The following is a 26,840-nucleotide window of genomic DNA, read 5'->3' as shown; positions in this document are numbered from 1 at the left end:
AGGATCCGGACGGGAACGGCCGGACCGGTCCGGCGGCAGGCAGACCGGGGGAGCTGCCGCGGCCTCAGCGGCGCGCCGTCCAGGCCGGGGCCGGGACGGGCCCGGCGGCGTGGTGGGTGAGGGCGGCGACCGCGACCAGCAGGGCGAGCGCCAGGCCCAGGGCGACCGGGACGGCGGCGTGCAGGACCAGGACGGCGCCGAGGAGGGCGCCGGCGAACATCCACACCGTCGAGGCGAGCCGGCGCGGGCCGGTGCGGTCCGCGGCGAGGGCGGTGATGGTCATGGTGAGCACGGTGGTGGTGAGGTCGGGGACCTTGAGCGAGCGGACCACCGCGTTCTGGCCGCCCATGGCGAGGGCGAGCAGCCCGATCAGGGTGTAACGGGCGGGCTCGGAGCCGTGGCCGAGCACGGCCGCCAGGACGGTGCTCGTGGCGACGAGCACCGCCTGGCCGGCGACGGCGGCGGTCAGCAGGTGCCCCCGGTGGCCGGGCAGGCGGCGGGCCAGGTGGCCGCCCGCCAGGGCGCCGAGCACGAAGGCGGCCAGGGCGGCCAGCGAGGCGGTGGCGGACAGGCCGGGGGCGCCGGCCAGGGCGAAGCCGAGGAACACCACGTTGCCGGTCATGTTGGCGACGAAGACGTGTCCGAGCTCCAGGTAGCTGACCGCGTCCACCACCCCGGTCACGAGGGTCAGCACCAGCAGCATCGGCACCAACGGCCCGTGCTCGGGGTCGGCTCTCAGCATCGGACGGCCTCCGGAGGGTACGCGTGACGGTCCCTCCGTTCTACTACCTCGGCTCCCCCGGCGTGCTCAGGCGTGCTCAGGCGAGCGCGGGGCTGCCCGGTTCGTCCGACTCGTCGTCCAGGTGCCAGTGCAGGTCCCGGACGCCCGGCTCCAGCGAGAGCCGGCTGACGACCTGCTCCAGCGCCGGGGCCACCTGGCCCGTGATCGCCACGGTGGCCCGCAGGCTGGTGGCGTCGCCCTGCTCGGTGCGGCGGGCGCGCAGGCCGGTCGGGGCCAGGCCGGAGGCGGTCAGGGCCTGGAGCAGCAGGGCCCGGATGTGGGTCTCGGACTTGCGGTCGCACTCCACGTGGACGGTGGCCCGGGTGGTGGAGTCCGGGTCGCTGCCGGACTGCGGGGACCGGTCGAGCAGTCGGCCGGCCGGGCGCAGCACCAGGTGGACGGCGAGCACCGCGAAGGTGCCGAGCGCGGCCAGCTCCAGCTTGCCGGAGGCCGCCAGCACCCCGACCGCGGCCGAACACCACAGCGTGGCGGCGGTGTTGAGGCCGCGGACGCCGGCCCCGTCGCGCAGGATCACGCCACCGCCGAGGAAGCCGATACCGGAGACCACGTAGGAGGCGACCCGGGTGGGGCTGCCGGTGTCGCCGACCGCCTCGCTGTACAGGACGAACAGGGTGGCACCGGCGGCGACCAGGGCGTTGGTCCGCAGGCCGGCCATCCGGGCCCGCCACTGGCGCTCGATGCCGATCAGCGCGCCGCAGGCGACGCCGGTGGCGAGCCGGACCAGGAACTCGACGGTGGTCAGGGTGTGCACGACGGCACCTCCTCCAGAGGATTCACGGGGAAACGGGGCAACACGGGTAGTACGGGCCGTACGGAGCACACGGGGAACACGGGCAACGCGGGCCGGGGGATCGCGGGCAAAGGAACGGACGGGTGGCGAGCCGCTGCCCGCCACCCGTCCGTACGGGCTCCGCTCGGCGGCTCAGTGGTTGAGCGCGGTCTGGACGACCTTGATGATGACCATGACCATCGCGATCAGCAGGTAGGCGCGCAGGGCGCCCATGCCGACCTTGCGGGCGGTGGACATCACCGGCCGGCCCAGGGTCTCCAGCGGGGGCATCCGCCAGTCCTCCCGGCCGGTGCGGTCGATCGGGTCCTCCTTGGTGCCGGTGCGGCCGGCCGTGAAGAAGTAGCCCGCGACCAGGACCCCGATCACGCCGCAGCCGCCCATGATCCACAGGATCGCGTCCGAGCTGATGTCCGGCCAGACCACCGAGGCGGTCAGGATCAGCGAGAGCATCACCAGCACGCCGACCACCGTGGAGGTGAAGGCGTTGGTCCGGGGCCCGTTGGCCCAGGGGCCGAGCACGGCCCTGTCGTTGCAGAGCAGCAGCAGGAAGACGGTGGCGGAGGGCAGCAGCACCCCGGCCAGCACCTGGACGAACTGGGTGATCAGGCCCTGGGTGTAGCCGTTGGACAGCAGGGTGATCGTCGCGGCGACGGCCACCAGTCCGGCGTACACGGCGTAGAAGCCCTTGGCGCCCTTGACCCCGCGGTGCAGCGAGTGCTTGATGCCGAAGACGTCGCCGATGGCGTAGGCGGTGGAGAGCGAGACGGCGAAGGCGCCGATGATCGAGGCGTCCAGCAGGGCGATGGCGAACAGCACGCCCGCGAGGTGGCCGGCCTTGTCCTCGATGCCCTTGGCGACGGCGGCCGTGTCGGAGAACTGGCCGAAGCCGTCGGTGCCCGCGAACGCCGCCGCCGTGAGGCCGATCAGCGCGGCCGCGCCGATGATCACGATCGCGATGCCGATCCACAGGTCGACCTTCTCGTACTTCATGAAACGCGGGGTGATCCGCTTGTCGATGACGTACGACTGCTGGAAGAACAGCTGCCAGGGGGCGACGGTGGTGCCGACGATCGAGATGATGACCATCATGACGGCCGCGAGCTGGCCGGCGCCGCCGGGCATCTGCGGCACCACGAAGTCGTGGGCCATCTGCGAGGTCTTCGGGTGGACCATGAAGTAGATCGGCACCAGCAGCAGCGAGCCGACGCAGAGCGTGATGGCGACCCGCTCGAAGCGCTGGAAGGAGCCGGTGAAGGCCGAGGCGATGATGATCGCCGCCGCCAGCACCACGGAGAGGACCTTGGGCAGGCCCAGGTACCCGGCCGCCATGGTGACGCCGATGAACTCGGTGACCAGGGTGAGGGCGTTGAGCAGGAAGAGGTCAATGACGCTGAACGCGCCCCAGAACTTGCCGAAGCGCTCCAGGATCAGTCGGGCGTGGCCGACACCGGTGACCGCGCCCAGGCGCAGCACCATCTCCTGGTTGACGTACAGCACCGGGACGAGCAGGAGCAGCGTCCACAGCAGCTGGGTGCCGTAGTTCTGGCCGGCCTGGCCGTAGGTGGAGAAGGCGCCCGCGTCGTTGTCGCCGACCATCACGATCAGGCCGGGGCCGACGATCGCCAGCAGGGTCTTGAGCCGGGCGGAGAGTCCGTGGCGGGGGGTGGTGTCGTCGAGCCGGATGGTGCCGAGCGCACCCTTGATGTCGCCGACATGGGCGTCGTCCAGGACGGCGGACCTGGCGGCGGCGGTCGCAGCGGTGGCGGCGGGAGCGGTGGGGACCGTGGGGATCTTCGGGTCCAGCATCACGTTGGTCATGGCGGGGCCTCCCTCCCCCTACCTTGAGGGGGCGTCAGGGGGCACGCAGCGGCGGACCTCCCTGCGGGCGCACGGCATCCACGCCGTACGGCGACGCTGAGCGGCGGCGGCCGTGCGGGCACGATGATGCTGACGACGCGTCAAGCGGCTTGCGTCCGGGCATGGTTGAGCGCAGGACGAAGCTTCGGGTGAACGCGCAGGGAAGGTTGTTACCGCGTGCCGGAGGTGTTCGAGAGCATGCGGGGGCAGGGGCTACTGTGGCCCGGACTATCGCAGTCCATGTCTCTCGCCTCCTCCCGGTCGGGGGCGCACCGTCTGTGCGCCGCATCACGACACGGCAAGGAGCACACCGGTCTTCGAGGACCGGTACACCCCAACTCGTCAGAGCTTTGGCACTCCACGGCGTGTCCAGCCGGATCGGCCGGAAGCCACTTGGGGTCAACCCTTAACTCGGGAAGACCTGTCCTGAACCTGGGCGTCTCTCGACGTCGTCGGGTCAGTGGCCTGTGTCCGTGAAGACGCCTCACCGAACGAGGTGCCTTTTCAAACCTCCCAAAGCATAGACCCGGCGCGGCGACCCCGAGTCACCTTTTCGGCCGATCTTCGACAGCTTTGTAGAACCTTGACCAAATCCGCCGCGACTTGCTCATCCTCCACCGGCATATATAGTTCACCGACATATGCAGCTGAACAGCTCACGAGGGGGAACCATGTCCCACATCGATCCGAGCCGACCCGCGCCCGTCCTGCAGCTGGCCGGGGTCTCCCGGGTGCACGGCCGCGGCGCCGCCGAGGTGCACGCCCTGCGCGAGGTCGACCTGACCGTCCACGCCGGCGAGTTCGTCGCCGTGATGGGGCCCTCCGGCTCGGGCAAGTCGACCCTGCTCACCCTGGCCGGCGGGCTGGACCTGCCCAGCGGCGGCGAGGTGCTGGTCGAGGGCGTCACCCTCGGCGGCCTCGGCCGGGGCAAGCTCGCCGACCTGCGGCGGCGCTCCGTCGGCTACGTCTTCCAGGACTACAACCTGATCCCGGCCCTCACCGCCGCCGAGAACATCGCCCTGCCGCGCGAGCTCGACGGCGTCTCCGGACGCACCGCCCGCCGGGAGGCCCTCGCCGCCCTGGAGGAAATGGGCATCGGCGAGCTCGCCGACCGCTTCCCCGACGACATGTCCGGCGGACAGCAGCAGCGCGTCGCCATCGCCCGCGCCCTGATCGGCGAGCGCCGGCTCGTCCTCGCCGACGAACCCACCGGGGCGCTCGACTCCGCCACCGGCGACGCCGTGCTCGCCGTACTGCGCGCCCGCTGCGACGCCGGGGCGGCCGCCATGATGGTCACCCACGAGGCCTCACACGCCAGTTGGGCCGACCGGGTGGTCCACCTGCGGGACGGCTCGGTCGCCTCCGAGAGCGTCGGACGCCGCTCCGGCAGCGGCCGGGCCGCCGTCCACCGCTCCCAGCCCCTCGACGACTCCACCGCCAACTCCTTCGGCGAGGTGGCCCGATGAGGTTCGGAGCGTGGAAGGTCGCGCTGCGGATGGCCCGGCGCGACGCCCTGCGGGCCAAGGGGCGCAGCGCCCTGATCGTGGCCATGATCGCCCTGCCCGTGCTCGGCGTCACCGGCGCCGACGTGGTCCACCGCAGCGGCCAGCTGTCCCCCGCCGAACGGGTCGAGCGGGTGGTGGGCGGCGCGGACGCGCTGGTCACCGCGCTCAGCCCGGGCCAGGCCGTCGAACAGGCCCCGGTCGCCGAGGACGGCGCGTTCGCCGTCCAGCCGCGGCCCGGCCAACAGCCCACACCCGAGCAGCTCAAGGGCGCGAGCACCGACCCGACCGCCCTGGTCGGCTCGCTGCTGCCGCCCGGCAGCGCGCTCACCCCCGTCCGGACCGGACCGGAGACCGGTGCGAGCTCGCCCGAGGGCCTGGTCCGCACCCTCACCGCCGAGGCCGACCTGGGCGACCCGGTCTGGCGCGGCCGGGCCGACCTGGTCGAGGGCCGCACGCCCGGCGCGCCGCACGAAGTCGCCGTCACCCAGGCCTTCCTGGACAACTCCGGGCTCCGGCTCGGCAGCGACACCACCGTCCAGGGACTGGAGCGGACCACCTTCCGCATCACCGGCCTGGTGGAGCACCCGGACGACCTCAAGCGGGTCGAACTCATCGCCCGCCCGGGCGAGTTGCTCGACCAGCTGGCCGCCGCGGCGGAGCCCGGGCAGCCCGCCCCCGGGCAGGGCCGCACCAACCGCGGCTCCTGGCTGGTGCACCTCCCGGGCGGGGCCGCCCTCGACTGGGCCACGGTCCAGTCGTTCAACGCCCACGGCTACACCCTCACCGCGCGGGCCGTCGCGCTCGACCCGCCGCCGTACGGCGCCGTCCCCTACTACCGGGACTCCACCGTCTACCGCGACCCCGCCGGCGGCAACAGCACCAAGGTCGTGGTCGCCACCGTCACCGGCATGGGGCTGCTGGAGGTCGCCCTGCTCGCCGGGCCCGCCTTCGCGGTCGGCGCCCGCCGCTCCCGCCGCCAGCTCGCGCTGCTCGGCGCCGCGGGCGGCCGGCGCACCCACATCGGCGCGGTGGTGCTCGGCGGCGGCCTGGTGCTCGGCCTGGCCGGGGCGGTCCTCGGGGTGACCGTCGGCACCGGGCTGGTCGCCGCGCTGCGGTCGGTGATCGAGGAGGTCGGCGGTGCCCGCTTCGGCCACTTCGCCCTCCCCCCGGTGGACCTGCTCGCCATCGCCGGGATCGGTGTGATCACCGCCCTGCTCGCGGCCGCGCTGCCGGCCTGGCAGGCCGCCCGGCGCAGCGTCACCGCCGGCCTCACCGGCCGGGACACCGTCCGGGCGCCCAACCGCCTGGTCACCGTGCTCGGCGTGGCGCTGCTCCTCGGCGGCGGCGCGATCGCGATGTACGGCGCGGGCGCCGTCCAGCACGGCGCGCCCGTGGTCAGCACCTACGACGCCCGCACCCTCACCGTGCTGCTCGGCTCGGTCTTCGCCGAACTCGGACTGCTCGCCTGCACCCCCCTGCTGGTCGCCCTGTTCGGCCGGTTCGCCGGGCGGCTGCCGCTCGGCCCCCGGCTGGCGCTGCGCGACTCCGCCCGCAACCGCTCCCGCACCGCACCGGCCGTCGCCGCGGTGATGGCCGCCGTGGCCGGGGCCGTCGCGATCGGGGTGTACAGCACCAGCACCGACGCCGAGAACCGGCGCGACTACCGGCCGGAGGCCCCGTACGGCGCCGTCCAGCTGATCAGCCACCGGGAGGGCCCGCAGGCCGCCCAGCTGCCGGCCGAGGTGGAGAAGCAGCTGTCCGGGCTCGGCCCGCGCGCCGACGTCGGCCAGGCCGTCTACAAGTTCTGCGACAACTGCTCCAGCACCGTCACCCTCAAGGGCCCGGTGGAGATGCGCCACCTCGCGGCCATCCCGCACCTCGCCACCGGGGACGCCACCCTGCTGCACAACCTCTTCGACGTGCGGGACCGCACGGCCGAACAGGCGCTGGCCGCCGGGAAGCTGCTGGTCTTCGACCGGTCGCTGATCGGCGCCGACGGCAAGGCCGTACTGCTGCTGCGCGGAGGCGGCGGCGCCCCGCTGCAGCCCGGGCAGGTCCCCAAGCCCGACCTCCAGGAGGTCCCGGTGGACGCGGTGCTGGTCGACAACCCGGACGCCGCCCGCTACGCCCAGGGCCTGCTGTCGACCGCCGCACTGAGCAGGCTCGGCCTCGCCTCGGCACCCCAGGGCTCCGTCTGGCGCCCGGCCACCCCGCCCGACCGCAAGGCGCAGCAGCGGGCCGCGGCCGCCGCCGCCCGGCTGGACCACTACGCCGAGCTGGACGTCGAACGCGGCTACCAGCCCAAGGGCGACGCGCTCACCCTCGCGCTCAGCGGCTTCGCCGGGCTGGTCGTGCTCGGCGCGGCCGGGATCGCCACCGGGCTCGCGGCCGCCGACTCCCGGCAGGACCAGGCCACCCTGGCCGCGGTCGGCGCACCGCCGCGGATCCGCCGGACCATGGCGGGACTGCAGTGCGCGCTGATCGCCCTGCTCGGGGCGCTGCTCGGGGCGGTGAACGGCTTCGTCCCGGCGGTGGGGCTGTTGAAGTCCCGGGCCAGCGGGTTCGGTTCGAAGGGGATGCTGCTCGCCGCGCCCTGGGGGGAGCTGCTGCTGGTGGTCCTGGTGCTGCCGGTGGTGGCCGGGCTGCTCGCGGCGCTGTTCACCCGCTCCAAGGTGCCGCTGGGGCGGCGGCTGTCCTGAGCCGTCCCGCTCGCTCGCCTGTCCCTACCGCTCCTCTGCTCCTCTGTTCGGGCACGCGTCGGGCACGTCGGGCACCTTTCGACCACCGGCCGAGCACGACCTGAGCACCCCCCGGGCACCGCCCGGAATCCGTGGGCGCCCGCCCCCCTCACCCGGGGGCGGGCGCCCGGTGCGTTCCGTAGCATGGGCCGCGTTCCAGCGGGCGAAGGGCGCCGGCGGTCGGTGCGGCGAGGGAGACGAGGGCGGTGCTACGGGGTTTCGGCGATCTCGAGGCCGAGATCATGGACCGGCTGTGGGACTGGGAGCGCCCGGCCACGGTGCGCGAGGTGGTCGACGACCTCCAGCAGCAGCGCCCGGTCGCGTACACCACCGTGACCACCGTCGCCGACATCCTGCACACCAAGGGCTGGCTGCGCCGGGACAAGGTCGGCCGCGCGTGGGTGTACGAGCCGACCTGCACCCGGGAGGCGTACACCGCCCAGCTGATGCACCAGGCGTTGGAGACCACCACGGACCGGGCCGGCGCCCTGCTGCACTTCGTCGACCGGATGAGCGGGGACGAGGCGTCCGCCCTGCTCGCCGCCCTCGAACTGGTGAAGGCCCGGGACGCCGAGTGACGCTCGCCCTGCTCGGCCTCTACCTGGCCGCGACCGGCGTGCTGCTCCCCCGCCGACTGGCCGGCTCGGCCCGGGTCCAGGCCCGGCTCCAGACCCGCCCCCTGCTCGGGGTCGCGCTGTGGCTGGCGCTGATGGCCTCCTTCACGGTCGCCCTGGTGCTCGCGGCGCACCACGCCTTCGAGCCCGCCGCGCACGAGCCGGCCGGGCTGATCGGCCTGTTCCCGCACCTCGAACCGACCGGTCCGGTGCTGCCGCACACCCACGACTGGTGGCTGCTCGCCACTGCCGGGGCCCTGCTCACCGGGCTGCTGGCCGCCGTCGGCGCCCGGACCGGACGGGCCCGGCGGCGGCACCGGGCGGTGCTGGACGTGGTCGCCGTACGGGACCGGCGCTGGGGCGCGCTGGTGCTGGAGCACGCCCACCCGACCATCTACTGCCTGCCCGGACGGCGCTCCCGGGTGGTGCTGTCCCGCGGCGCGCTGCGGCTGCTGGACGAGCGGCAGTTGGCCGCGGCCGTCGCCCACGAGCACGGGCACATCCGCGGCCGCCACCACCTCTTCCGCCTGCCCGTCGACACCTTCGCGCTGCTGCTGGGCCCCCTGCCGCTGGCCCGGCTGGGGCGCTCGGAGGTGGCGCTGCTGCTGGAGATGGCAGCCGACGACGCGGCGCTGGCCGAGGTGTCCCGGAGCGAACTGGCCTCGGCGCTCTGCGCGTTGGCGGTCTCGGGGACAACTCCCGGTGGCACCTGGGGAGTCGCCTCCACCGGCGTGCTGGCCCGGGTCCACCGGCTGGCCCGGCCCGGCGGCGGTCGGCGGCGCCAACTGTCCTGGCGGATCGGGGTGTTGACGCTTCCGGCGGTGCCGGCCCTGCCGTACCTGCTGGCCTGCGCGCCGCACCCGTAAGGGGTGCGGCGCGCGGCCGCCTCACCGGTGCCGCAGGTACGCCGCCGCCGCCTCCCGGAGCCGGTCGTGCAGGCCGTCGTAGGCGCGGGCGCGGCCCAGGACCCGCTTCGGCAGCTTGGCGACCATCGTGTAGTTGGTGTCGCAGACGTTCGCGGCCGGGGCCAGGCCGGCCTGGCTGACCAGCTGGTAGGCGTCGAGCCGGTCCAGTCCGAGCAGTCCGCCGGTCCAGCCGACCAGGTCGTGCTGGCTGATCCGGAAGGCGTCCTCCAGCGGGCGGGCGGAGCCGGTGCTGATCAGGAAGTCGTCGTTCTCCAGCCGGGGCCAGGCCGGGCCGCCGCCCTTGACCAGGTCGACGATCACGGTGGTGCGCATCGCCGCCTCGACGGCCGTGCCGCACACCTCGCCCTCGCCCTGCCGGGCGTGGCCGTCGCCGATGGCGAGCAGGCCGCCCTCGACGTTGACGCCGAAGTAGGCGGTGGTGCCGGCCCGCATCTCGGGGGTGTCCAGGTTGCCGCCGTGGGCGCCAGGGGTGATCGAGGCCAGCACCTCGCCGGCCGCGGGGGCGACGCCGACCGTGCCGTGCATCGGGTCCAGCGGCAGGTCGACCGTGAACTCGCCGGCGCGGGCCCGGAAGCGGCAGAGGCCGGCCGCGACGTCCAGGTCGTAGACCCAGACCCGCTCCTCCAGCGGGGCGTGCAGCATCGCCGTGCTGTGGGTGGCGGTCAGCGCGCCGAAGTGCGGGAAGGTGCTGGAGACGCCGTGCTCCCGGGCCGGGGTGATCTCGACGAAGTGCACCGCGAGCAGGTCGCCGGGTTCGGCGCCGGCCACCGCGATCGGGCCGGTGACGGGGTTGAGGTACGGGAAGACGCAGACCTGGCTGGGCAGGTCGCCGGTGCCGCGCACCTTGCCGCCGAAGCAGTCCTCGGTGGTCAGTTCGACGACGGTGCCGGGCCGGACGGTCACCAGCGGGGCTCGGCCACCGAAGGTGTAGGCGTAGTCCTCGGGGTTCGGGTCCAGCCGGACGACGGTCTCGGGCAGGCTCACTTGGTCTCCTCGGGAGTGGTTTCCGGAGCGGGCGCGGGGCGCGGGGCGGGCGCGGGGCGCGGGGCGCCACAGCTCAGGTGGAAGATTCGCCCCCTGACTGTCCACCACCCGTCCACCGTAGTCCGCTAGCCTGCCCCTCGCCATCTCAACACACGGACGAACAAGGGGACTTGATGTCAGCCAGTCAGCGCGCGAAGGCCCTCCGCCGGGTCACTCTGCTCGCCGCCACCACCGCCCTCGTCCTCGCCGGCGGCAGCGCCCGGGCCGCGTCCGCTCCGGTGTCCGGCACCCCCGGCGTCGTCACCGTCGGCTCGGGCCAGGCGCTGCCCTCCGTCAGCCCGGACGGCGCCACGGCCTACGTCGTCACGACCGACTCCGACGGCAACCTCGTGGTGCGGGCGGTGGACACCCGGTCCGGCCAGGTGACCGGCACGGCCCCGCTCGGCGCCGCCCAGGGCTCCCCGCAGTCGGCGCTCAGCCCGGACGGCTCGCGCCTGTACGTGGTGAACGGCCTGCAACTCAGCGTCGTCGCCACCGGCGGCCCGACCGTGCTCGCCACCGTCCCGCTGCCGGACCAGCCACGCCCGACGGGCTGGTCCCAGGGCCTGGTCAGCGGCCTCGTCGTCGGCCCGGACGGCTCCGAGGTGTACCTCGTCCAGCAAGGCCCGTCGGCCTGGCGGCAGGGCGGGCAGGCCCGGGTGCTCGCCTTCGGCACCGCGCAGCGGCAGTTCGGCCCCACCGTGGGGCTGCCCGCCCTGAACACCGGCGCCCCGGCGCTCCACCCGAACGGCCGGGACCTGTACATCGGGGGCGGCGCCGGGCTGTACCACGTGAGTGCGGCCGGCGGCACGCTGACCTTCGTCCGGACGGTGCCCGGGACGGCCACCAACGGCGACAACGGGCTCGCCTTCACCCGGGACGGCGGCCGGCTCTTCGCGACCGGCCCCAACTCGGGCGGCACGCTCGACCTGATCGACCCCGCCACGGACACCCTGCTCCGGAGCATCCGCACCGTCCCCGTCCGCAGCGACGTCCCGCCGCGGCTGAGCGCCGACGGCAGCCGGTTCTACCTGCTCCAGCAGGACTCCTCCGGCACCACGGCGGTCATCTCCGTCGACACCGCGACCGCCACCGTCGACACCGCCGACTCCCTCGCCCCCCAGGAGTCGGCACTCGACGGCCTCGCCGTCGGCCCCGACGGCCACACCCTGTACGTCGGCGGCACCAACGACACCGACGCCCAGCTGGAGGTCCTCGGCCTCTGACGGGCCGCGGGGCGCCTCCGGACGAGCTACCGGAACGCCTCCGGACGGGTCGTCGGCGATCCGTCCGGAGGCGTGCGGCGCGCGGAGGCCGTTACGGGCGGAGGCCGTTACGGGCGGACGGCACCCATGTAAGGCATCGCGGAGATCGGCAGGACCTCGACGTTCTTGCCGGTGCGCGGGGCGTGGATCATCTTGCCGTCGCCGATGTAGATCCCGACGTGGTGGATGTCCGGGTAGAAGAAGACCAGGTCACCGGGCTGGAGGTCGGAGCGGGCGACCCGCGGGCCGTCGTTCCACTGGTCCTGGGAGATCCGGGAGAGCTTGACGTTCGCCGCGCGGTAGGCGGCGCCGGTGAGGCCGGAGCAGTCGAAGCTGTTGGGGCCGGTGGAGCTCCACTGGTACGGCTTGCCGAGCTGGGCGTAGGCGAACTGGACGATCGCCGCGGCCCGGCCGCTGGCGGCCGCCGGCGGCGGGGCCGGGGTGTTCATGTCCGGGCGCGCGGCCGAGCGGGAGGCCCGGTCGGCGGCGGCCGCCTGCTGGGCCTCGGCCTTGGCCTTGTCGGCGGCCTGCTGGGCGTTGACCTTGGCGCGGTCCTCGGCGCTCAGCTTGTTGAGGGTGGCCTGGGCCTGGGCCAGCTTGGCCTGGATCTGCTGCTTCTTCGCCGTCAGTTCGGTGCCGACCGAGTCGAGCTGGGCGAGCGTGGCGGTGGCCTCAGCGCGGTCCTGGTCGAGCTTGCGCTGCTCGTCCTGGGCCTGCTTGAGCAGGGCCGTCTGGGTGCCGGCGGCCTGGTTCTGCGCCGAGGCGCGCTCCAGGTAGCCGGCCGGGTCGGAGTCGAACATCAGCTGGACGGAGGGGTCGATGCCGCCGTTGCGGTACTGGTCGGCGGCGACGGCACCGAGCCGGGTGCGCAGCTCGTTCATCGACTCCTGGCCGCGGGCGACCTTCTCCTGGATCCGGTTGGCCTCGCCCTGGAGCTTCTGCTGCTTCTCCTGGAAGCCGTTGTACTGCTCGACGGACTGCTCGGCCTCCTCGTTGAGCTTGTCCACCTGCTCCTTGACGGAGGCCAGGCTCGGGGTCGGCTCGGCGTGGGCGGTGCCGGCGGCGAGCACCGCACCGCCGGCCATCGCCGTGGTGAGGACCGCCATGCGGGCCCGGCTCGGGGGGCTGGGCTTACGGCGCTTTCCCATCGAGGTGGCACTCCTTCGGGGGACGGGCGGGGAGGTGCGGTGACGTGCGGTGACACTGGAGGAACGTCCGAGTGGCATTCGCACGTTCATTCGGCCGATCGGGGGGGCGACCGGCCGGGACACCCGCAGGGCGCGCCGGGGGACGCGCAGGGGACGGCGAAGGACGGGCGGGGCCGTACGGGGGATGCCGTCCCCACCCGCCTTCTTCGAAGTAACTTAATAGATGAGGGGCGGGGTTCCGCAATCCCCCTGATCCAGGGCACTTCCGGGCGGCCCGCCGACCCTCCGCCGGGCCCCGGCCCCCGCCTCGTGGCACTCCCCGCCGGACGGAGTGCTGGCCACGGGCCGAAAGCGCGCCAAATCGAGAACAAGGTCACACTTAACGACCCTCCTTCCGCTCCGCTAACGGGCGCTAACCTGCGGACATGAAGGTCCCGCCCGAAAGGCTCCCCCTCGCCGCCGAGTTCCCGGCCGCGCACCGTGAGCAGTGGCAGCAGCTCGTCGAGGGCGTGCTGCGCAAGTCCGGTGCCCGGCCCGAGGACGGCGCCGCCGCCGAGCAGGCGCTCACCACCGCGCTCCAGGACGGGCTGCGCGCCCGCCCGCTGTACACCGCCGAGAACACCTCGGTCGAGCCCGGCTACCCGGGCTTCCCGCCGTTCGTCCGCGGCGGCCGGCCGCAGGGCTCCGCCGTCGCCGGGTGGGACGTACGGCAGCGGCACGCCGACCCGGACCGCCGGCGCGCCAACGAGGCCGTCCTGGCCGACCTGGAGCACGGCGTCGGCTCGCTCTGGCTGGAGCTCGGCGACGCGGGCCTGCCCGTCGCCGCCCTGCCCGAGGCGCTCGACGGGGTGTACCTGGACCTCGCCGCCGTCGCCCTCGACGCGGGACCGGACTTCACCGAGGCCGCCGAGCGGCTGTTCGGGCTGTACGAGGAGCGCGAGGTCTCCCCCGCCTCCGCCGCCGGCAACCTCGGCGCCGACCCGCTCGGCCTCCAGGCCCGCACCGGCTCCGCCGACCGCACCGACGCCCTGCTCGCCGAGGCCGCCGTGCTCGCCGCCCGCTGCGCCGAGGGCTACCCGAACGTCAGGGCCCTCACCGTGGACGCCCTGCCGTACCACGAGGCCGGCGCCTCCCCCGCCCAGGAGCTGGGCTGCGCGCTCGCCACCGGCGTCGCCTACCTGCGCGCGCTGACCGCGGCCGGCCTCTCCGTCGACGCCGCGCTCGGCCAGCTGGAGTTCCGCTACGCCGCCGACGCCGACCAGTTCCTGACCATCGCCAAGTTCCGCGCCGCGCGCCGCCTCTGGGCCCGCGTCGCCGAGGTGTCCGGCGGCTCCGCCGAGGCCTCGGCGCAGCGCCAGCACGCCGTCACCTCCCGGGTGATGATGACCGCCCGCGACCCGTGGGTGAACATGCTGCGCACCACGGTGGCCTGCCTGGCCGCCGGGGTCGGCGGCGCCGACGCCGTCACCGTGCTGCCCTTCGACAGCGCCCTCGGCCTGCCCGACGCCTTCGCCCGCCGGATCGCCCGCAACACCCAGTCGATCCTGCTGGAGGAGTCCCACCTGTCCCGGGTGATCGACCCGGCCGGCGGCTCCTGGTACGTCGAGCAGCTCGGCGAGGAGCTGGCGCAGGCCGCCTGGGCCTGGTTCCAGGAGATCGAACGGGCGGGCGGCCAGCAGGCCGCGCTGGCGTCCGGGCTGGTCGGCGACCGGATCGCCGCGACCTGGGCGGAGCGGTCCGCGAAGCTCGCCAAGCGGCGCGAACCCGTCACCGGTGTCAGCGAGTTCCCGCACCTGGACGAGCAGCCGCTGGTCCGCGAACCGGCTCCGGCCGGGCACACCGGCGGCCTGCCGCGGGTGCGCCGCGCCGAGGCGTACGAGGCGCTGCGGGACCGCTCGGACGCCCACCTGGCGGCCACCGGCGCCCGTCCGGCGCTGTTCCTGGCCTCGATCGGCACCGCCTCCGCGCACACCGGGCGCACCACCTTCGCCGCCAACCTGTTCCAGGCCGGCGGCATCGCGACGGCGTCCACCGAGGGCGTCGACCCGGCCGCGTTCGCCGCGGCGTTCCGCGAGTCCGGTGCCTCCGTCGCCTGCCTGTGCTCCAGCGACGCCCTGTACGGCGAGCACGCCGCGGCCGTCGCCGTAGCCTTGAAGGAGGCGGGCGCCCAGCGCGTGCTGCTGGCCGGCCGCCCGGCCGAAGTACCCGCCGGAGTGGACGAGTTCATCTACGCGGGCGGGGACGCGATCGCCGTCCTCACCTCCCTGCTGGACCTCATTGGAGTGGCGCGATGATCCCCGACTTCACCGGAATCGGGCTGGATGACTCCTCCGCCGGTTCCTCTGCCGGCTCGGCTGCCGGCTCGGCTGCCGGCTCGGCTGCCGGCTCGGCTGCCGGCTCGGCTGCCGGAGAGGTCACCGACGCCCAGTGGCAGGCCGCCTGGCAGCGGTCCACCGGCAAGGCCCCCGACGAGCTGGTCTGGGACACCCCCGAGGGCATCGGCGTCAAGCCGCTGTACACCGCGGCCGACCTCGACGGCGTGGACTTCCTGGAGACGTACCCCGGCATCGCCCCGTACCTGCGCGGGCCGTACCCGACCATGTACGTCAACCAGCCGTGGACCGTCCGCCAGTACGCGGGCTTCTCCACCGCCGAGGAGTCCAACGCCTTCTACCGCCGCAACCTCGCGGCCGGCCAGAAGGGCCTCTCGGTCGCCTTCGACCTGCCGACCCACCGCGGCTACGACAGCGACCACCCGCGCGTCACCGGCGACGTCGGCATGGCGGGCGTCGCCATCGACTCGATCTACGACATGCGCCAGCTGTTCGACGGCATCCCGCTGGACAAGATGTCGGTGTCGATGACCATGAACGGCGCGGTGCTGCCCGTCCTCGCGCTGTACATCGTCGCGGCCGAGGAGCAGGGGGTGCCGCCGGAGAAGCTCGCCGGGACCATCCAGAACGACATCCTCAAGGAGTTCATGGTCCGCAACACCTACATCTACCCGCCGCAGCCGTCGATGCGGATCATCTCGGACATCTTCGCGTACACCTCGCAGAAGATGCCCCGGTACAACTCGATCTCCATCTCCGGCTACCACATCCAGGAGGCCGGGGCCACCGCCGACCTGGAGCTCGCCTACACCCTGGCCGACGGGGTCGAGTACCTGCGCGCGGGCCTGGACGTGGGCCTGGACGTGGACGCCTTCGCGCCGCGGCTGTCGTTCTTCTGGGCGATCGGCATGAACTTCTTCATGGAGGTCGCCAAGCTGCGCGCGGCCCGGCTGCTGTGGGCCAAGCTGGTCAAGCAGTTCGACCCGAAGAACCCCAAGTCCCTCTCGCTGCGCACCCATTCGCAGACCTCCGGCTGGTCGCTGACCGCCCAGGACGTGTTCAACAACGTGACGCGCACGTGCGTCGAGGCGATGGCCGCCACCCAGGGCCACACCCAGTCGCTGCACACCAACGCCCTCGACGAGGCGCTCGCCCTGCCGACGGACTTCTCCGCCCGGATCGCCCGCAACACCCAGCTGCTGCTCCAGCAGGAGTCCGGCACCTGCCGGGTCATCGACCCGTGGGGCGGCTCCGCGTACGTCGAGAAGCTGACGCAGGACCTCGCCGCCCGGGCCTGGCAGCACATCCAGGAGGTCGAGGCGGCCGGCGGCATGGCCAAGGCCATCGACGCGGGCATCCCCAAGATGCGCGTCGAGGAGGCCGCCGCCCGCACCCAGGCCCGGATCGACTCCGGCCGCCAGCCCGTGATCGGCGTCAACAAGTACCGGGTCGAGAACGACGAGCAGATCGACGTCCTCAAGGTCGACAACTCGGCGGTGCGGGCCCGGCAGATCGAGAAGCTGCGCCGGCTGCGGGAGGAGCGCGACGAGGCGCAGTGCCAGGACGCCCTGCGCGCGCTGACGGCGGCCGCCGAGGCCGGCCCGCAGCGCGGCGGCTCGCTGGACGGCAACCTGCTGCACCTGGCCGTCAACGCGGCCCGGGCGAAGGCGACGGTCGGCGAGATCTCCGACGCCCTGGAGAAGGTGTACGGCCGCCACTCCGGCCAGATCCGTACCATCTCCGGTGTGTACCGAGACGAAGCGGGCCCGTCGGCGCCCCTCCAGCGCACCCGCGACCTGGTCGAGCGGTTCGAGCAGGCCGAAGGCCGTCGCCCGCGCATCCTGGTCGCCAAGATGGGCCAGGACGGCCACGACCGCGGCCAGAAGGTGATCGCCACCGCCTTCGCCGACCTCGGCTTCACCGTCGACGTCGGCCCGCTGTTCCAGACCCCGGCCGAGGTCGCCCGCCAGGCCGTCGAGGCGGACGTCCACATCGTCGGCGTCTCCTCGCTGGCCGCCGGGCACCTCACCCTGGTGCCCGCGCTGCGCACCGAACTCGCCGCGGCCGGGCGGGAGGACATCACCATCGTGGTCGGCGGCGTCATCCCGCCGCAGGACTTCCAGGCCCTGTACGAGGCGGGCGCGGCGGCGGTCTTCGGCCCGGGCACGGTGATCCCGGACGCGGCCTTCGACCTGCTGACGGCGCTGGCCGTCGAACTCGGCCACGAGCTGTGAGCCGCTGAGTCCGATGCCACCGAGGACGATCGACCTCGACGCCTACGTGACGGGCGTCCTGGACGGCTCGCGCGCCTGGATCGCGCGCGCCGTCACCCTCGTCGAATCCACCCGCCCCGACCACCGCGCGCTCGCGCAGCAGCTGCTCCAGCGGCTGCTGCCGCACGCGGGCGGGGCGGTGCGGGTCGGCATCACCGGGGTGCCCGGTGTCGGCAAATCGACCTTCATCGACTCCTTCGGGACGATGCTCACCGGGCTCGGCCACCGGGTCGCCGTGCTCGCCGTCGACCCGACGTCGAGCCGCACCGGCGGGTCCATCCTGGGCGACAAGACCCGGATGGAGCGGCTCGCGGTGGACCCGGCCGCCTTCGTGCGGCCGTCGCCGACCTCGGGAACGCTGGGCGGCGTCGCCAAGGCCACCCGCGAGTCGATGGTCGTGATGGAGGCGGCGGGCTACGACGTCGTCCTCATCGAGACGGTGGGGGTCGGGCAGTCGGAGACGACGGTGGCCGGGATGGTGGACACCTTCCTGCTGCTGTCGCTGGCCCGGACCGGCGACCAGCTGCAGGGCATCAAGAAGGGCGTGCTGGAGCTCGCGGACGTCATCGCCGTCAACAAGGCCGACGGCCCGCACGAGCGCGACGCGAGGGCGGCCGCACGTGAACTCGCGGGCGCACTTCGGCTGTTGCAGGCACCGGACGCGGCGTGGACGCCGCCGGTGCTGACCTGCAGCGGGCTCGACGGGGCGGGCCTGGACGTCCTGTGGGAGCGGTTGCAGCAGCACCGCAAGATACTGGACGCGACGGGCGGGCTGGCCGCGAAGCGGCGGGAGCAGCAGGTCGAGTGGACGTGGTCGATGGTCCACGACCAGCTGTACGCGCGGCTGCACGAGCACCCGGAGGTACGGCGGCTCACCCCGGAACTGGAGGCGCAGGTGCGGGCCGGTACGCTGCCGGCGGGGCTGGCCGCGCAACGGATCCTGGACAGCTTCTTCGGTACTGCTTGAGGGAGTTGAGAGGCATCGCCACCATCGTCGAGGACGTCGTGATCGAGGCCGACGCCGAACACGTCTGGGACGCCGTACGGGACGTAGGCGCCGTGCACGAGCGCCTCATCCCGGGCTACGTCCTCGACACCCGGATGGACGGTGACGTCCGGTACCTGACCATGCCCGGCGGTGCGGTGATCCGGGAGCTGATCGTCAGCGTGGACGACGGCCTGCGGAGGCTGGCCTACTCCGCCGTCGAGGGATTCAAGCTCCCGCTGACCCACCACCACGCCTCCTTCCAGGTACTCCCGGTGGCCGACGGCCGCTGCCGCCTGCTGTGGACGACGGACGTGCTCCCTCACGAGATGGCCGAACAAGTCCGTCTGCGGGTCAGCCGCGGCGCCCAGGTCATGAAGGCGACCTTGGAAGCCGGCTGACGGTCACACCTGGCTACGCAGCAGGAAGGAGCCAGCTCGGCCCGCCCGGGTCGCCGATCCAGACCCGCTGGCTGTCCGGCGTCACGGTGATGCCGTACCGGTCGCGACCCGGTCGGTCCTGCTCGACCCAGACCGCGTAGGCCTCTTCCACCGTGTCCCACAGCCGTCGCGGGCCGCACTGCCGGACCGTGCCCGCCTCGACACGGGCCCAGGAGCCGTCGTCGGCCCACAACTGGCATGCGGTGATGTGCTGTTGGCTGTCGCACTCGGTGGACTGCCCCGAGCCCGGGAGAACGATCGACAGCAGGTGCCGGAACGAGTCGTTCCCGATGGCACCCGGATCCACGTCGGCCGCCCGGCCGGTGGTGCCGGCCGGAGTTCCGGGGTAGGCGGGAGTGCCGCTGGCCCCCTCCTCGCGAACCGTCATGAAGTACGAGGCGAACGGCAGGAACCGACCCGAGGCGCCCCCTCCCTCGCCGACGACCAGGCGGACGGTTCCCCACCCGATCGGCGCGACGATGACCCCGCCGGGCCGGACCTGTCGCAGCCACGCCGCCGGGATGGACGCGAACCCACAGGTGGCGATCAACCGGTCACACATCTCCCCGCCGGGGTGCCCGGCCCTGCCGTCCCCCGCGTACACGGTGACGGGGTAGCCGCACTCCTCCAACCGCTCCCTGGCGAGTCCGGCCAGGGAGCGGTCCACCTCGATCCCCGAGACGTTTCGGGGGCCGAGGCGCTCGGCGAGCAGTGCGAGGTTGTAGCCCGTTCCTGCCGCGACCTCGAACACCCGGTTGCCGTCGTGCACATCCAGCGCGTGCAGCATGTCGAGCATCAGGGCGGGCGCGGTGGAGGAGGAGGTGGCTGCCCCGCCGGTGAGTTGAGTGACCAGGACGTCGTCGGCGTAGACGAGGTCGAGCCAGTCCCGGTCGGCGGGACTGACCCGACGATCGGGGCCCTGCCAGAACTCGGGAACGAACGCATGGCGGGGCACACGTTCGAAGACCTCACGCCAGCGCGGATCCGGAAGGTGCCCCGCGGCGGCGAGTCGGCGAGCGAGCCGACGCCGCAGCTCGGCGGCCCGGTCGGTGTCCGTGACGGTCAAGGTGTTCCTCCCGCAAGAAGGTCGGCGGCCCACTCCCCCGGCAATCGAAGGAGCCCCGAGGGTTGTCGCCGCACGGCGCCCCGAATCGATGATCACCGCTTGCGGCGGCCCGCCACGAACCCTGCCACAACGACGGCGGAGAAGAGCGACCACCACACGAGACGCACCAGACAGAAGCGCCCGGGCATCACGCCACCTCGCGGAGCGAGCGGAGGTCGTTCGCCGTGCCCCACCCGTGCGTGGGGCACGGCGCTTCGGCATCCTCCTGGTACTCGAACCACACCACCTTGCCCCGCTCCGCCGGGCGCCACCCCCACGCGTGGGCGAGAGCCTGGACGAGCAACAACCCACGCCCGGTGGTCGCTTCGGGATCCCGCTCCCGATACGGAAGCTCCGCACCCCGATCGGCAACCTCCACCCGCACCCGCCCACTACGCCGGTAGACGGACACGACACACCGCTCCCCCGTGTGCAGAAGCGCATTCGCGATGACCTCGCTCGCACACAACTCCACCTCCTGGAACCCGTCTTCGGTCAACAGCACCGCCCACTCACGCAGGATCGCCCCCACCAGCCGCCGAGCCGCCGGCACGGCCTCGGCCCCCGGCGGCACACCCCACTCCAGAGGCACCGGGAACCGGGCGGTGTTGAGTGGGCTGACGATCAGATCCGACGCCATTGCTCCTCCATCCCTGCGAGTGGACGAATGGCCGAAGTCGACACCCGGCTCAACCCGCAAGCAGTGACCGTCACAGTCAGACGGCAGCGAAAGGGGATCCATGCGTAGCTCTCCGCCACGCTGGCAACACTGAAAGTAGTCGCAGAGTTTCTGCGAGTCAAGAAGCTCTGCCACTCGCAGTTCTTCACCGAGTCATGCAAGACTCAACCAACCAGGAAGGGGAGAACCATGGGATTCGGTCTTGTCGTTCGCTTCGTCGCCCACGACGCAACTGCCGCTCAAGCCTTCGATGTTCTGGCAGAGGATGCGCTCAACGGCATCCGCGCGAAGGAACCCGGCACTCTCGTCTACGTCAACCACGCCGTGGCGGACGAACCGTGCGTCCGGGTCTTCTACGAGCTGTACGCGGACCGCGAAGCTTTCGAGGAGCACGAGCGCCAGCCTCATGTCCGCCGGTTCCTAGCCGAACGCGGCCAGTACCTCGACTCCTTCGAGGTCACGTTCCTGGATGAGATCTCCGGCAAGGGCGGCTCTGCCGCCCAGGCCCTCCAGTGAGCCCAGAGGAACGGCGGGCCTTCGGCGCTCGGGTCGCTCAGCTCCGAAAGAGCCGCGGTATGAGGCAGGATGAACTTGCCGCGGCCATCAACCGGACCGCCAGCTGGGTGTCACAGGTCGAACGGGGCGTCCAGCCGGTTGTCCGCCTAGATGTTCTCCAACTGCTGGCGAACGGCCTCGGCGTTTCCGTTCAAACCCTGCGACCTGATGCTCCGTCTCCCGCTGTCACGACACCCGCAACCTCGGATCAGCCCAACGACCTCGACCTGGCCCGGCTGTCGCTCTCGGGGCATCCAGCTCTCGATGGGTTGCTCGCCGATCAGGACCTAATGGTCACCGATGATCCTGCCGAACTGGCCAACGCCGTCGAACGGCTGTGGCAACTGACCCACAGCAATCAGTTCGCCGAACTGAGTACTGCCATCGCCGACGTTCTGCCAAGGTTGGAGCGAGCTGCACGGACCGCTGACACGGACGATCGCGGCAAGGTCCACCTGCTTCTCAGCCAGGCTTACCAGGCACTCGCAGCTGCCTTTGTTCGGCAGGATGAAGCCGATGCGGCCTGGGTTGCCGCCGATCGCTCCATTCGAGCCGCCGAGCAGTCCGGCCAGCCACTGCACGTGTTCGCTGGCATCTTCCGGATGGCTCATGCGTTCGTCCGGCTACAGCGGCTGGACCAGGCAGAACACGTGGCGCAGAGTGCAGTCTCCGCCCTGCGAGTGCACACCTCGACCAGCAACCGGTCGCCGGAAGCACTGTCAGTCCTCGGATCGCTCCACCTGGTTCTCGCGTTGACCGCCGCTCGCGCCGGTCAACGCGAGCAGGCCCGGAAAGAAATCGGCTGCGCCCGAGACATAGCCGCACAGCTCGGAGCGGACCGAAACGACTTCAATCTGGAGTTCGGCCCGACGAATGTCGAGATTCAAGCGGTCTCCACCGCCCTCGAACTCGGCGATGCGGGCGAGGCCCTGGAACTGGGCCAACGGATCGATGCCGCGCAGCTCTCGCCCGAGCGAAGGTCCCGGCTCCTCATCGACCTCGGACGAGCTCACGCTCAACGACGAAATCTCGGGGAAGCTCTCGATTGCCTCCTTCGCGCCGAGGAAGTGGCGCCGGAGAGCGTCCGAACCCACGTAGCGGCCCGGACGGCGATCCGTGAACTCATCCTCATCGCCGGCCGTGGCGCACCAGCGGAACTGGTGAAACTCGCCAAGCGCGCAAATGCCACAGGGTGACCTCGGTTACCGGGCTCGGGGATAGGGTCGCCGCCGCCCTCTCGTGGAGGGCGGCGGCGCACTGGCGTAACCAAACGGGCTCCGTCCCTCCTGCAGTTGGTCTCCCGCATGTCACCGATGAGGCAATGCCGGGCGGACTGCCGCAACCGCGTCGGTGTACAGCTCGGTGGTCAAGTCATCTTCCTCGATTCCGAGTTCAGCCAACACGGCACGAATCGCGGAAACAGAACTGCCGGGCCTGATGACCCCCGAACTGGTGAACCTCCTCGCGCCGGGATCGACCCCGCACGCCACCGCGTTCCAGGTCATCGGAGCGTGCCCGGCACTGGACGTCGTCCTCACCTCGACCAGCACCCGCCGGCACTGGGACGATGCGAGAGCGGCCCTCGCCGAACCGATCCCCGACAAGCGACTCAGGACGGTGCTCGATGTCCTTTCAGCCGGATGATGACACCCGGCGCAACCTGATGGCAGCGCACGAAAAGGCGGCGGCCTTCCTCGGCCTCGTGTGCACCGGACCGGCGGTCCTCGGCACCTCCGGAACCACCATCGGCCGGCGAGCCGAGAGCATCTGGCTCCGCGTCTCCAGAAGCAGCCGCCACCGGGCGCCCCGGCCGACCGGTCAGGGAGCCCTCGGCGCGGAACAGCTCATCCCCGCCTCCGTCCCGCGACCCCGGCTCCACAACATCGCGGACTGGACCGAGACCGGCTGGTTCTACCAGGCCGACGTCTTCGACCTGGTAGGTCCCGCGGTCTCCTCCACGCCGGATCTTCGCGACGATCCTGGCCTGGACGACGGCTGGTGGAGCGCACTGAAGGACGCGCTGGCCGGCATCGCGGAAGCACCCAGCGCGAAGATCACTCTGCGCCGGACGTGGGTCGAACAGGTCTTCCCGAAGTACCTCGGCATCCCGGCCCCGGCCGAAGTCGAGCGGACCACCGGGCACGGTGACCTCCAGTGGGCCAACCTGACCACCGGGCCGCTCAAGATCCTCGACTGGGAACGCTGGGGCCTGGTGCCGATCGGCTACGACCCCGCAGTCCTGTGGGTCAGCAGCCTCCTCGTGCCCGAGGTCGCGGACCGCGTCCGCGTGGAGTTCGCCGACATCCTCGACACTCCTGCCGGGCGTGTCGGTCAGCTGATCGCTCTCGCAGAGATGCTCCAGGCTGTTGATCGGGGGTACTACCCAGAACTTGCCCCTCTCCTCGCTGACCGGGCATGTGGGCTGACTGGGGTTACCCCGCCGCAGGTCACGGACCCCGGCTTCGTCAGGTGGACCATGGACCAGCAACAGAGTTGACGAACAGGGAAGGAGCGCACATGGACTCCATCGCGCGCCCTCCGGGCGGTCACGACGCCGAGGACATCGCAAGCGCGAAGGAGCGAGGCCGGCGAGATCTGGCGCCGATCGACGATGCCCACCAGGCGGGCGAGATCACGGTCGCCGAGTGGCACGCGGCTACGGCGGCACGGCCGACGTCGTCGCCTACGCACGGCACCGGAGCGTGCCGGTCGTCGTGCTCTGGCCACAGGGAGCACGGCGATGAGCCAGCGGGCCCGCTGAACCGTCCGGATCACACCGGTCGCGCCGCCGCGACCGCATCGGTGTACAGGTCCGTGGTCAAGTCGCTCTCTCCGATCCCCAGTTCCGCAAGTACGGCGCGGACGAAAGCGAGTGCCGACCCTAGCTCGTGCTCCGTTGCCGCCATCGTCTCGACCTCGATGAACGTGGCGTCGTCCAGCTCGGGAACGCGCACGAGCGTGACCAGCACCCGCCGGCCATCGCGCTCGAACCCGTAGTTACGGCATCGCTTCTCGAACGCGATGCGCGGAACGAAACCCAAGCCCCGGACGATCTCGTGCGCGGCAGCGACATCCTCGACCCTGGTCTCGGCCTCCGGCTTCGAGCCGGAGGCCTCGTCCACCCGCGCACCCTTGTAGGTCAGGACGCTCCGCGTGTCATCCGGGCCGTGCACGGTGCGGATCCGCAACTCCCGGTCGGCACCCATCAGGCTGCCGTCCGGCGCGTCGTAGTACGTGTCGCGGTAGACCTCGGCCCGGCCGGCGCCGCACCGCGCCTCCAGCTGCTTGAGCACGCCTTCCGGGTCGCGCACGACCGCCTTGAGCTCAGCCTCGATCGCCATCCTGTTCCCTCCGTCAGATCACGCGCTCAGCGTCTTCCACCATCACATCGAACTGTCGACGCCAGCCCCGGTACAGGGGACCGTGCGGGGTGGCCAGAACCTTATAGGTTGCCGACTCGTGTCCTTCCCAATCCACGTCGAAGGACCCGACAAAGACGGTCCGATCCAGCCTGATGATCCGCCACACCGGCACCGTGCTGTACCGGTAGACCTCCACCTGCCGGTGCTTGGCAAGTTCTCGCAACCGAGCCTCCGCAAGCCGAATGCCGCCCGCCAGCGACTCCGTCGACTCTCCGATCTCAGCAGCCCGCCACTCGGCAGCCGGCGAGTTCGGGTCGAGGAGCAACACGCGCAGACGCGGGGCGGTATCTCCGTCCCGGTCCATGTGCTGGCGCAGCAGCGAGTCACGCAGAGCCAGGAGCCCAAGCCCGCGTACGGCAAGGATGTCCAGCTCTGCGGCCGACCTTGCTGCCCGTTGGATCTCGGCAGCAGCCGATGCCTGGTCGCTGTATACGCGCACGATCTCGGGGAACGCCGCCAGGTCGAAGGCCGATCCAGACATGCGACAGTCCGACCTCGGGGCCAGCCCGAGAAGACGTCGGGCCCCATCGGGAAGGTTGAGCCCGTCCGCGATGCGTTCGAAGACGTCGATCTTCGTCACGAGCCGACGACCGTTGATGATCTCGTTGACGCGGCCTTGAGTCATTCCCACCTGCACAGCGATCCGAGCCTGGCTGGCCCCACTGTGGTGTTGCACGTACCGGAAGACAGCGGCGACATCACGCTCCCCCAACGCACGACGGACCTCCTCGTTCTGCCAGGCAAGGTCGGGCAGTTTGATCGGTTCGAGTGCAGTACCCATGCGGCGCGCCCCTTGTCGGTCGATCCCACAGTGAGATTACCGACTGGATATCGGCATTGACTGTCAGTCACCTCATTCTGGACACGTGGCCGTCGCCCGATTCCGCTCGATCGCCCGCTAACCGGCCAAGGAACCGCCGGGGACGGGCCGATGATCCCGGTGAGCGGCGCGCCCCCGACACCACGACGAGCATCACGATCAAGTGGGAGAACTCCATGGGATGGGGTACCGGCAAGGGCGGGAGCTCCGGCGGCAGCGGCGGATCCAACGACGGCGGACAGGGTAAGCACGCGGGGAAGAAGGACTTCGGCCAGTCCCCGCAGAACCAGGATCACCAGTCCGGAAAGTCCAGCGGCAAGCACGGCAAGGACGGCGACAAGAGCAAGTGACAACTCACCAGCCCGGCTTGGAGCAGAGCGCCGTGGACGGTCTGCTCCAAACCGTCTCCCAGTACCTCGGCCATGACGTGGCCCCCGAGTGGCGCGGGGCCGCCGAGGCGGCGCCGCGCCACCGGTTCCTTCCGGACCGGGTCTGGCTCTCCGGTGACGACGAGGTCCTGGCAGCCTGTGACCGCGAGTGTGAGCCCGAGCGGTGGTTCGCCGCGGCCTACAGCGACGTACCGGTCGTGACTCAGGTCAATGACGGGCAGGAGCCGGCGGACCTCTCCGAGGCCTTGCCGTCCTCCTCCGCCTCCGCGCCCTCCATCGTCTTCCGGATGCTCGAACTCCTGGACCTCGCACCGGGAATGCGCGTCCTGGAGATCGGTGCGGGCACCGGGTACAACGCCGCACTCCTCTCGCACCGGCTGGGCGACGTCAACGTGACCACGATCGAGATCGACCCCGCGGTGGCCGAGCTCGCCCGCGACGCCCTCAAGGCCACGGGCTACTCCCCCACTGTCGTCTGCGGCGACGGAGCCCTCGGCTGGGGCGCCCAGGCGCCGTACGACCGGGTGGTGGCCACCTGCGCGGTGAGGCGGGTTCCCTACGCCTGGGTCGAACAGTCGAGGCCCGGCGGCGTCATCCTCACTCCCTGGTGCGACGACTGGACCCACTGCGGGCTGCTTCGCCTCACGGTGAACGACGACGGAACCGCCACGGGCCGCTACTCGGCCGACAGTGCGTTCATGCTGATGCGAACCCAGCGCCTCGGTCTCCGGCTCTTCCGGGACGTGGTCATGGACGACCACGTCCCGGCCGAGTCCACCACCGCCCTCGACCCGTGGACCGTCGCCGACTCCCCGATCGAGACCCAGTTCGCCCTGGGCCACCGCCTCGGCGACCTCTGGTACGCGTGGGACCACGACCCCGGCGTCGAGGGTGTGGACACGCGCCTCTGGGTGGCCACGGCCGATGGCGGCTCCTGGGCCGCCGTCGACTGGGACGGCAATGACAGCGCCGACCACTACACCGTGTGGCAGCACGGCCCCCGCCGGCTCTGGGCCGAGGTCGAGGCCGCGCACCGGTGGTGGCTCGACAACGATCGCCCGGGGCCGGACCGCCTCGGCCTCACCGTGACGCCCGAGGGCCAGTGGGCCTGGCTCGACGATCCCTCGAACTCGTGGTCCTCGGGATGAGCCGGAGGGCGCGGCGTTAGGGT

General features: G+C 72.1%; 23 protein-coding genes, 2 pseudogenes and 1 riboswitch. Of the genes and pseudogenes, 15 read left to right on the top strand and 10 right to left on the bottom strand.

Features of this window, described 5'->3' with window-relative positions; genetic code table 11:
- Positions 1 to 64 precede the first annotated feature (64 nt).
- The 3 genes from ACFXPX_RS02035 to ACFXPX_RS02025 form a co-directional block, all read right to left on the bottom strand.
- Complete coding sequence (locus tag ACFXPX_RS02035) at positions 65 to 742, bottom strand: YoaK family protein (protein WP_380639227.1); 678 nt, start codon at positions 740 to 742, stop codon at positions 65 to 67.
- 76 nt (positions 743 to 818) lie between these two features.
- The gene (locus ACFXPX_RS02030; protein ID WP_375883840.1) at positions 819 to 1,553 is read right to left on the bottom strand and encodes an MgtC/SapB family protein; all 735 of its coding nucleotides are present in this window, start codon (positions 1,551 to 1,553) and stop codon (positions 819 to 821) included.
- A gap of 171 nt (positions 1,554 to 1,724) precedes the next feature.
- Positions 1,725 to 3,410: an NRAMP family divalent metal transporter gene (locus ACFXPX_RS02025; protein ID WP_380639225.1), complete on the bottom strand. Its 1,686-nt coding sequence runs from the start codon at positions 3,408 to 3,410 to the stop codon at positions 1,725 to 1,727.
- 365 nt (positions 3,411 to 3,775) lie between these two features.
- Positions 3,776 to 3,952: riboswitch (M-box (ykoK) riboswitch) on the bottom strand.
- Between the two features lie 168 nt (positions 3,953 to 4,120).
- Here ACFXPX_RS02025 and ACFXPX_RS02020 point away from each other — a divergent pair.
- The 4 genes from ACFXPX_RS02020 to ACFXPX_RS02005 all read left to right on the top strand — a co-directional run bounded on the left by ACFXPX_RS02020 (position 4,121) and on the right by ACFXPX_RS02005 (position 9,172).
- The gene (locus ACFXPX_RS02020) at positions 4,121 to 4,915 is read left to right on the top strand and encodes an ABC transporter ATP-binding protein (protein ID WP_380639223.1); all 795 of its coding nucleotides are present in this window, start codon (positions 4,121 to 4,123) and stop codon (positions 4,913 to 4,915) included.
- Positions 4,912 to 7,653 carry an FtsX-like permease family protein gene (locus tag ACFXPX_RS02015; RefSeq protein WP_380639221.1) on the top strand — a complete coding sequence of 914 codons (2,742 nt, stop codon included), beginning with the start codon at positions 4,912 to 4,914 and terminating at the stop codon, positions 7,651 to 7,653. The genes ACFXPX_RS02020 and ACFXPX_RS02015 overlap by 4 nt, the downstream gene beginning before the upstream one ends.
- 281 nt (positions 7,654 to 7,934) lie before the next feature.
- The gene (locus ACFXPX_RS02010; protein WP_380639302.1) at positions 7,935 to 8,270 is read left to right on the top strand and encodes a BlaI/MecI/CopY family transcriptional regulator; all 336 of its coding nucleotides are present in this window, start codon (positions 7,935 to 7,937) and stop codon (positions 8,268 to 8,270) included.
- Positions 8,267 to 9,172: a M56 family metallopeptidase gene (locus ACFXPX_RS02005; RefSeq protein ID WP_380639219.1), complete on the top strand. Its 906-nt coding sequence runs from the start codon at positions 8,267 to 8,269 to the stop codon at positions 9,170 to 9,172. Before ACFXPX_RS02010 ends, ACFXPX_RS02005 begins: the two co-directional genes overlap by 4 nt.
- A 21-nt stretch (positions 9,173 to 9,193) precedes the next feature.
- Here the strand turns inward: ACFXPX_RS02005 and ACFXPX_RS02000 are convergent, their stop codons facing one another.
- Positions 9,194 to 10,216, bottom strand: a complete 1,023-nt coding sequence (locus tag ACFXPX_RS02000; RefSeq protein ID WP_380639217.1) for an acetamidase/formamidase family protein — start codon at positions 10,214 to 10,216, stop codon at positions 9,194 to 9,196.
- Positions 10,217 to 10,389: 173 nt separating this feature from the next.
- Here ACFXPX_RS02000 and ACFXPX_RS01995 point away from each other — a divergent pair, with 173 nt between their 5' ends.
- Positions 10,390 to 11,481, top strand: coding sequence for a hypothetical protein (locus ACFXPX_RS01995; RefSeq protein ID WP_380521461.1), 1,092 nt, complete (start codon positions 10,390 to 10,392; stop codon positions 11,479 to 11,481).
- 107 nt (positions 11,482 to 11,588) lie between these two features.
- Here ACFXPX_RS01995 and ACFXPX_RS01990 read toward each other — a convergent pair whose 3' ends face one another.
- A complete protein-coding gene (locus ACFXPX_RS01990) occupies positions 11,589 to 12,668 on the bottom strand; it encodes an NlpC/P60 family protein (RefSeq protein WP_380639215.1) in 1,080 nt (359 codons plus the stop codon).
- 425 nt (positions 12,669 to 13,093) lie between these two features.
- Here ACFXPX_RS01990 and ACFXPX_RS01985 point away from each other — a divergent pair, with 425 nt between their 5' ends.
- Entirely contained in the window at positions 13,094 to 14,962 is a 1,869-nt protein-coding gene (locus tag ACFXPX_RS01985; RefSeq protein ID WP_380639213.1) for a methylmalonyl-CoA mutase family protein, read from the top strand.
- Between the two features lie 9 nt (positions 14,963 to 14,971).
- On the opposite strand, the pseudogene ACFXPX_RS01980 reads toward ACFXPX_RS01985, so the two are convergent.
- A pseudogene (locus tag ACFXPX_RS01980) lies at positions 14,972 to 15,049 on the bottom strand (hypothetical protein); the annotation flags it as partial.
- A gap of 29 nt (positions 15,050 to 15,078) precedes the next feature.
- Here ACFXPX_RS01980 and scpA point away from each other — a divergent pair.
- From scpA to ACFXPX_RS01965, 3 genes and pseudogenes are all read left to right on the top strand, one after another.
- Positions 15,079 to 17,235, top strand: a pseudogene (gene scpA / locus ACFXPX_RS01975) (methylmalonyl-CoA mutase); the annotation flags it as partial.
- Between the two features lie 13 nt (positions 17,236 to 17,248).
- The gene (gene meaB / locus ACFXPX_RS01970) at positions 17,249 to 18,241 is read left to right on the top strand and encodes a methylmalonyl Co-A mutase-associated GTPase MeaB (RefSeq protein WP_380401249.1); all 993 of its coding nucleotides are present in this window, start codon (positions 17,249 to 17,251) and stop codon (positions 18,239 to 18,241) included.
- Positions 18,238 to 18,660, top strand: coding sequence for an SRPBCC family protein (locus ACFXPX_RS01965; RefSeq protein ID WP_380639211.1), 423 nt, complete (start codon positions 18,238 to 18,240; stop codon positions 18,658 to 18,660). The genes meaB and ACFXPX_RS01965 overlap by 4 nt, the downstream gene beginning before the upstream one ends.
- A gap of 13 nt (positions 18,661 to 18,673) precedes the next feature.
- On the opposite strand, the gene ACFXPX_RS01960 is transcribed toward ACFXPX_RS01965, so the two are convergent.
- The gene (locus ACFXPX_RS01960) at positions 18,674 to 19,765 is read right to left on the bottom strand and encodes a methyltransferase domain-containing protein (protein WP_380639209.1); all 1,092 of its coding nucleotides are present in this window, start codon (positions 19,763 to 19,765) and stop codon (positions 18,674 to 18,676) included.
- Positions 19,766 to 19,952: 187 nt separating this feature from the next.
- The gene (locus ACFXPX_RS01955) at positions 19,953 to 20,444 is read right to left on the bottom strand and encodes an ATP-binding protein (protein ID WP_380521472.1); all 492 of its coding nucleotides are present in this window, start codon (positions 20,442 to 20,444) and stop codon (positions 19,953 to 19,955) included.
- A 228-nt stretch (positions 20,445 to 20,672) separates the two neighbouring features.
- On the opposite strand from ACFXPX_RS01955, the gene ACFXPX_RS01950 reads away from it, so the two are divergent.
- The 4 genes from ACFXPX_RS01950 (at position 20,673) to ACFXPX_RS01935 (ending at position 23,535) form a co-directional block, all read left to right on the top strand.
- The gene (locus ACFXPX_RS01950; protein ID WP_380401244.1) at positions 20,673 to 20,999 is read left to right on the top strand and encodes a putative quinol monooxygenase; all 327 of its coding nucleotides are present in this window, start codon (positions 20,673 to 20,675) and stop codon (positions 20,997 to 20,999) included.
- The gene (locus tag ACFXPX_RS01945; RefSeq protein WP_380639207.1) at positions 20,996 to 22,234 is read left to right on the top strand and encodes a helix-turn-helix domain-containing protein; all 1,239 of its coding nucleotides are present in this window, start codon (positions 20,996 to 20,998) and stop codon (positions 22,232 to 22,234) included. The genes ACFXPX_RS01950 and ACFXPX_RS01945 overlap by 4 nt, the downstream gene beginning before the upstream one ends.
- Positions 22,235 to 22,388: 154 nt before the next feature.
- A complete protein-coding gene (locus ACFXPX_RS01940) occupies positions 22,389 to 22,682 on the top strand; it encodes a hypothetical protein (RefSeq protein WP_380639205.1) in 294 nt (97 codons plus the stop codon).
- A gap of 19 nt (positions 22,683 to 22,701) precedes the next feature.
- A complete protein-coding gene (locus ACFXPX_RS01935; protein WP_380639203.1) occupies positions 22,702 to 23,535 on the top strand; it encodes a hypothetical protein in 834 nt (277 codons plus the stop codon).
- A 274-nt stretch (positions 23,536 to 23,809) separates the two neighbouring features.
- Here ACFXPX_RS01935 and cyaB read toward each other — a convergent pair whose 3' ends face one another.
- Both cyaB and ACFXPX_RS01925 read right to left on the bottom strand, forming a co-directional pair.
- Positions 23,810 to 24,379: a class IV adenylate cyclase gene (cyaB, locus tag ACFXPX_RS01930; protein WP_380639201.1), complete on the bottom strand. Its 570-nt coding sequence runs from the start codon at positions 24,377 to 24,379 to the stop codon at positions 23,810 to 23,812.
- A 13-nt stretch (positions 24,380 to 24,392) separates the two neighbouring features.
- Entirely contained in the window at positions 24,393 to 25,241 is an 849-nt protein-coding gene (locus ACFXPX_RS01925; RefSeq protein WP_380639199.1) for a helix-turn-helix domain-containing protein, read from the bottom strand.
- Positions 25,242 to 25,456: 215 nt separating this feature from the next.
- On the opposite strand from ACFXPX_RS01925, the gene ACFXPX_RS01920 reads away from it, so the two are divergent.
- Positions 25,457 to 25,630, top strand: a complete 174-nt coding sequence (locus ACFXPX_RS01920) for a hypothetical protein (protein WP_380639197.1) — start codon at positions 25,457 to 25,459, stop codon at positions 25,628 to 25,630.
- Positions 25,627 to 26,817: a methyltransferase domain-containing protein gene (locus ACFXPX_RS01915; protein WP_380639195.1), complete on the top strand. Its 1,191-nt coding sequence runs from the start codon at positions 25,627 to 25,629 to the stop codon at positions 26,815 to 26,817. The genes ACFXPX_RS01920 and ACFXPX_RS01915 overlap by 4 nt, the downstream gene beginning before the upstream one ends.
- Positions 26,818 to 26,840 lie beyond the last annotated feature (23 nt).

This window comes from Kitasatospora sp. NPDC059146 (assembly GCF_042786665.1).
Taxonomy (GTDB): Bacteria; Actinomycetota; Actinomycetes; order Streptomycetales; family Streptomycetaceae; genus Kitasatospora.
This window is presented reverse-complemented; position numbering and strand designations above follow the sequence as displayed.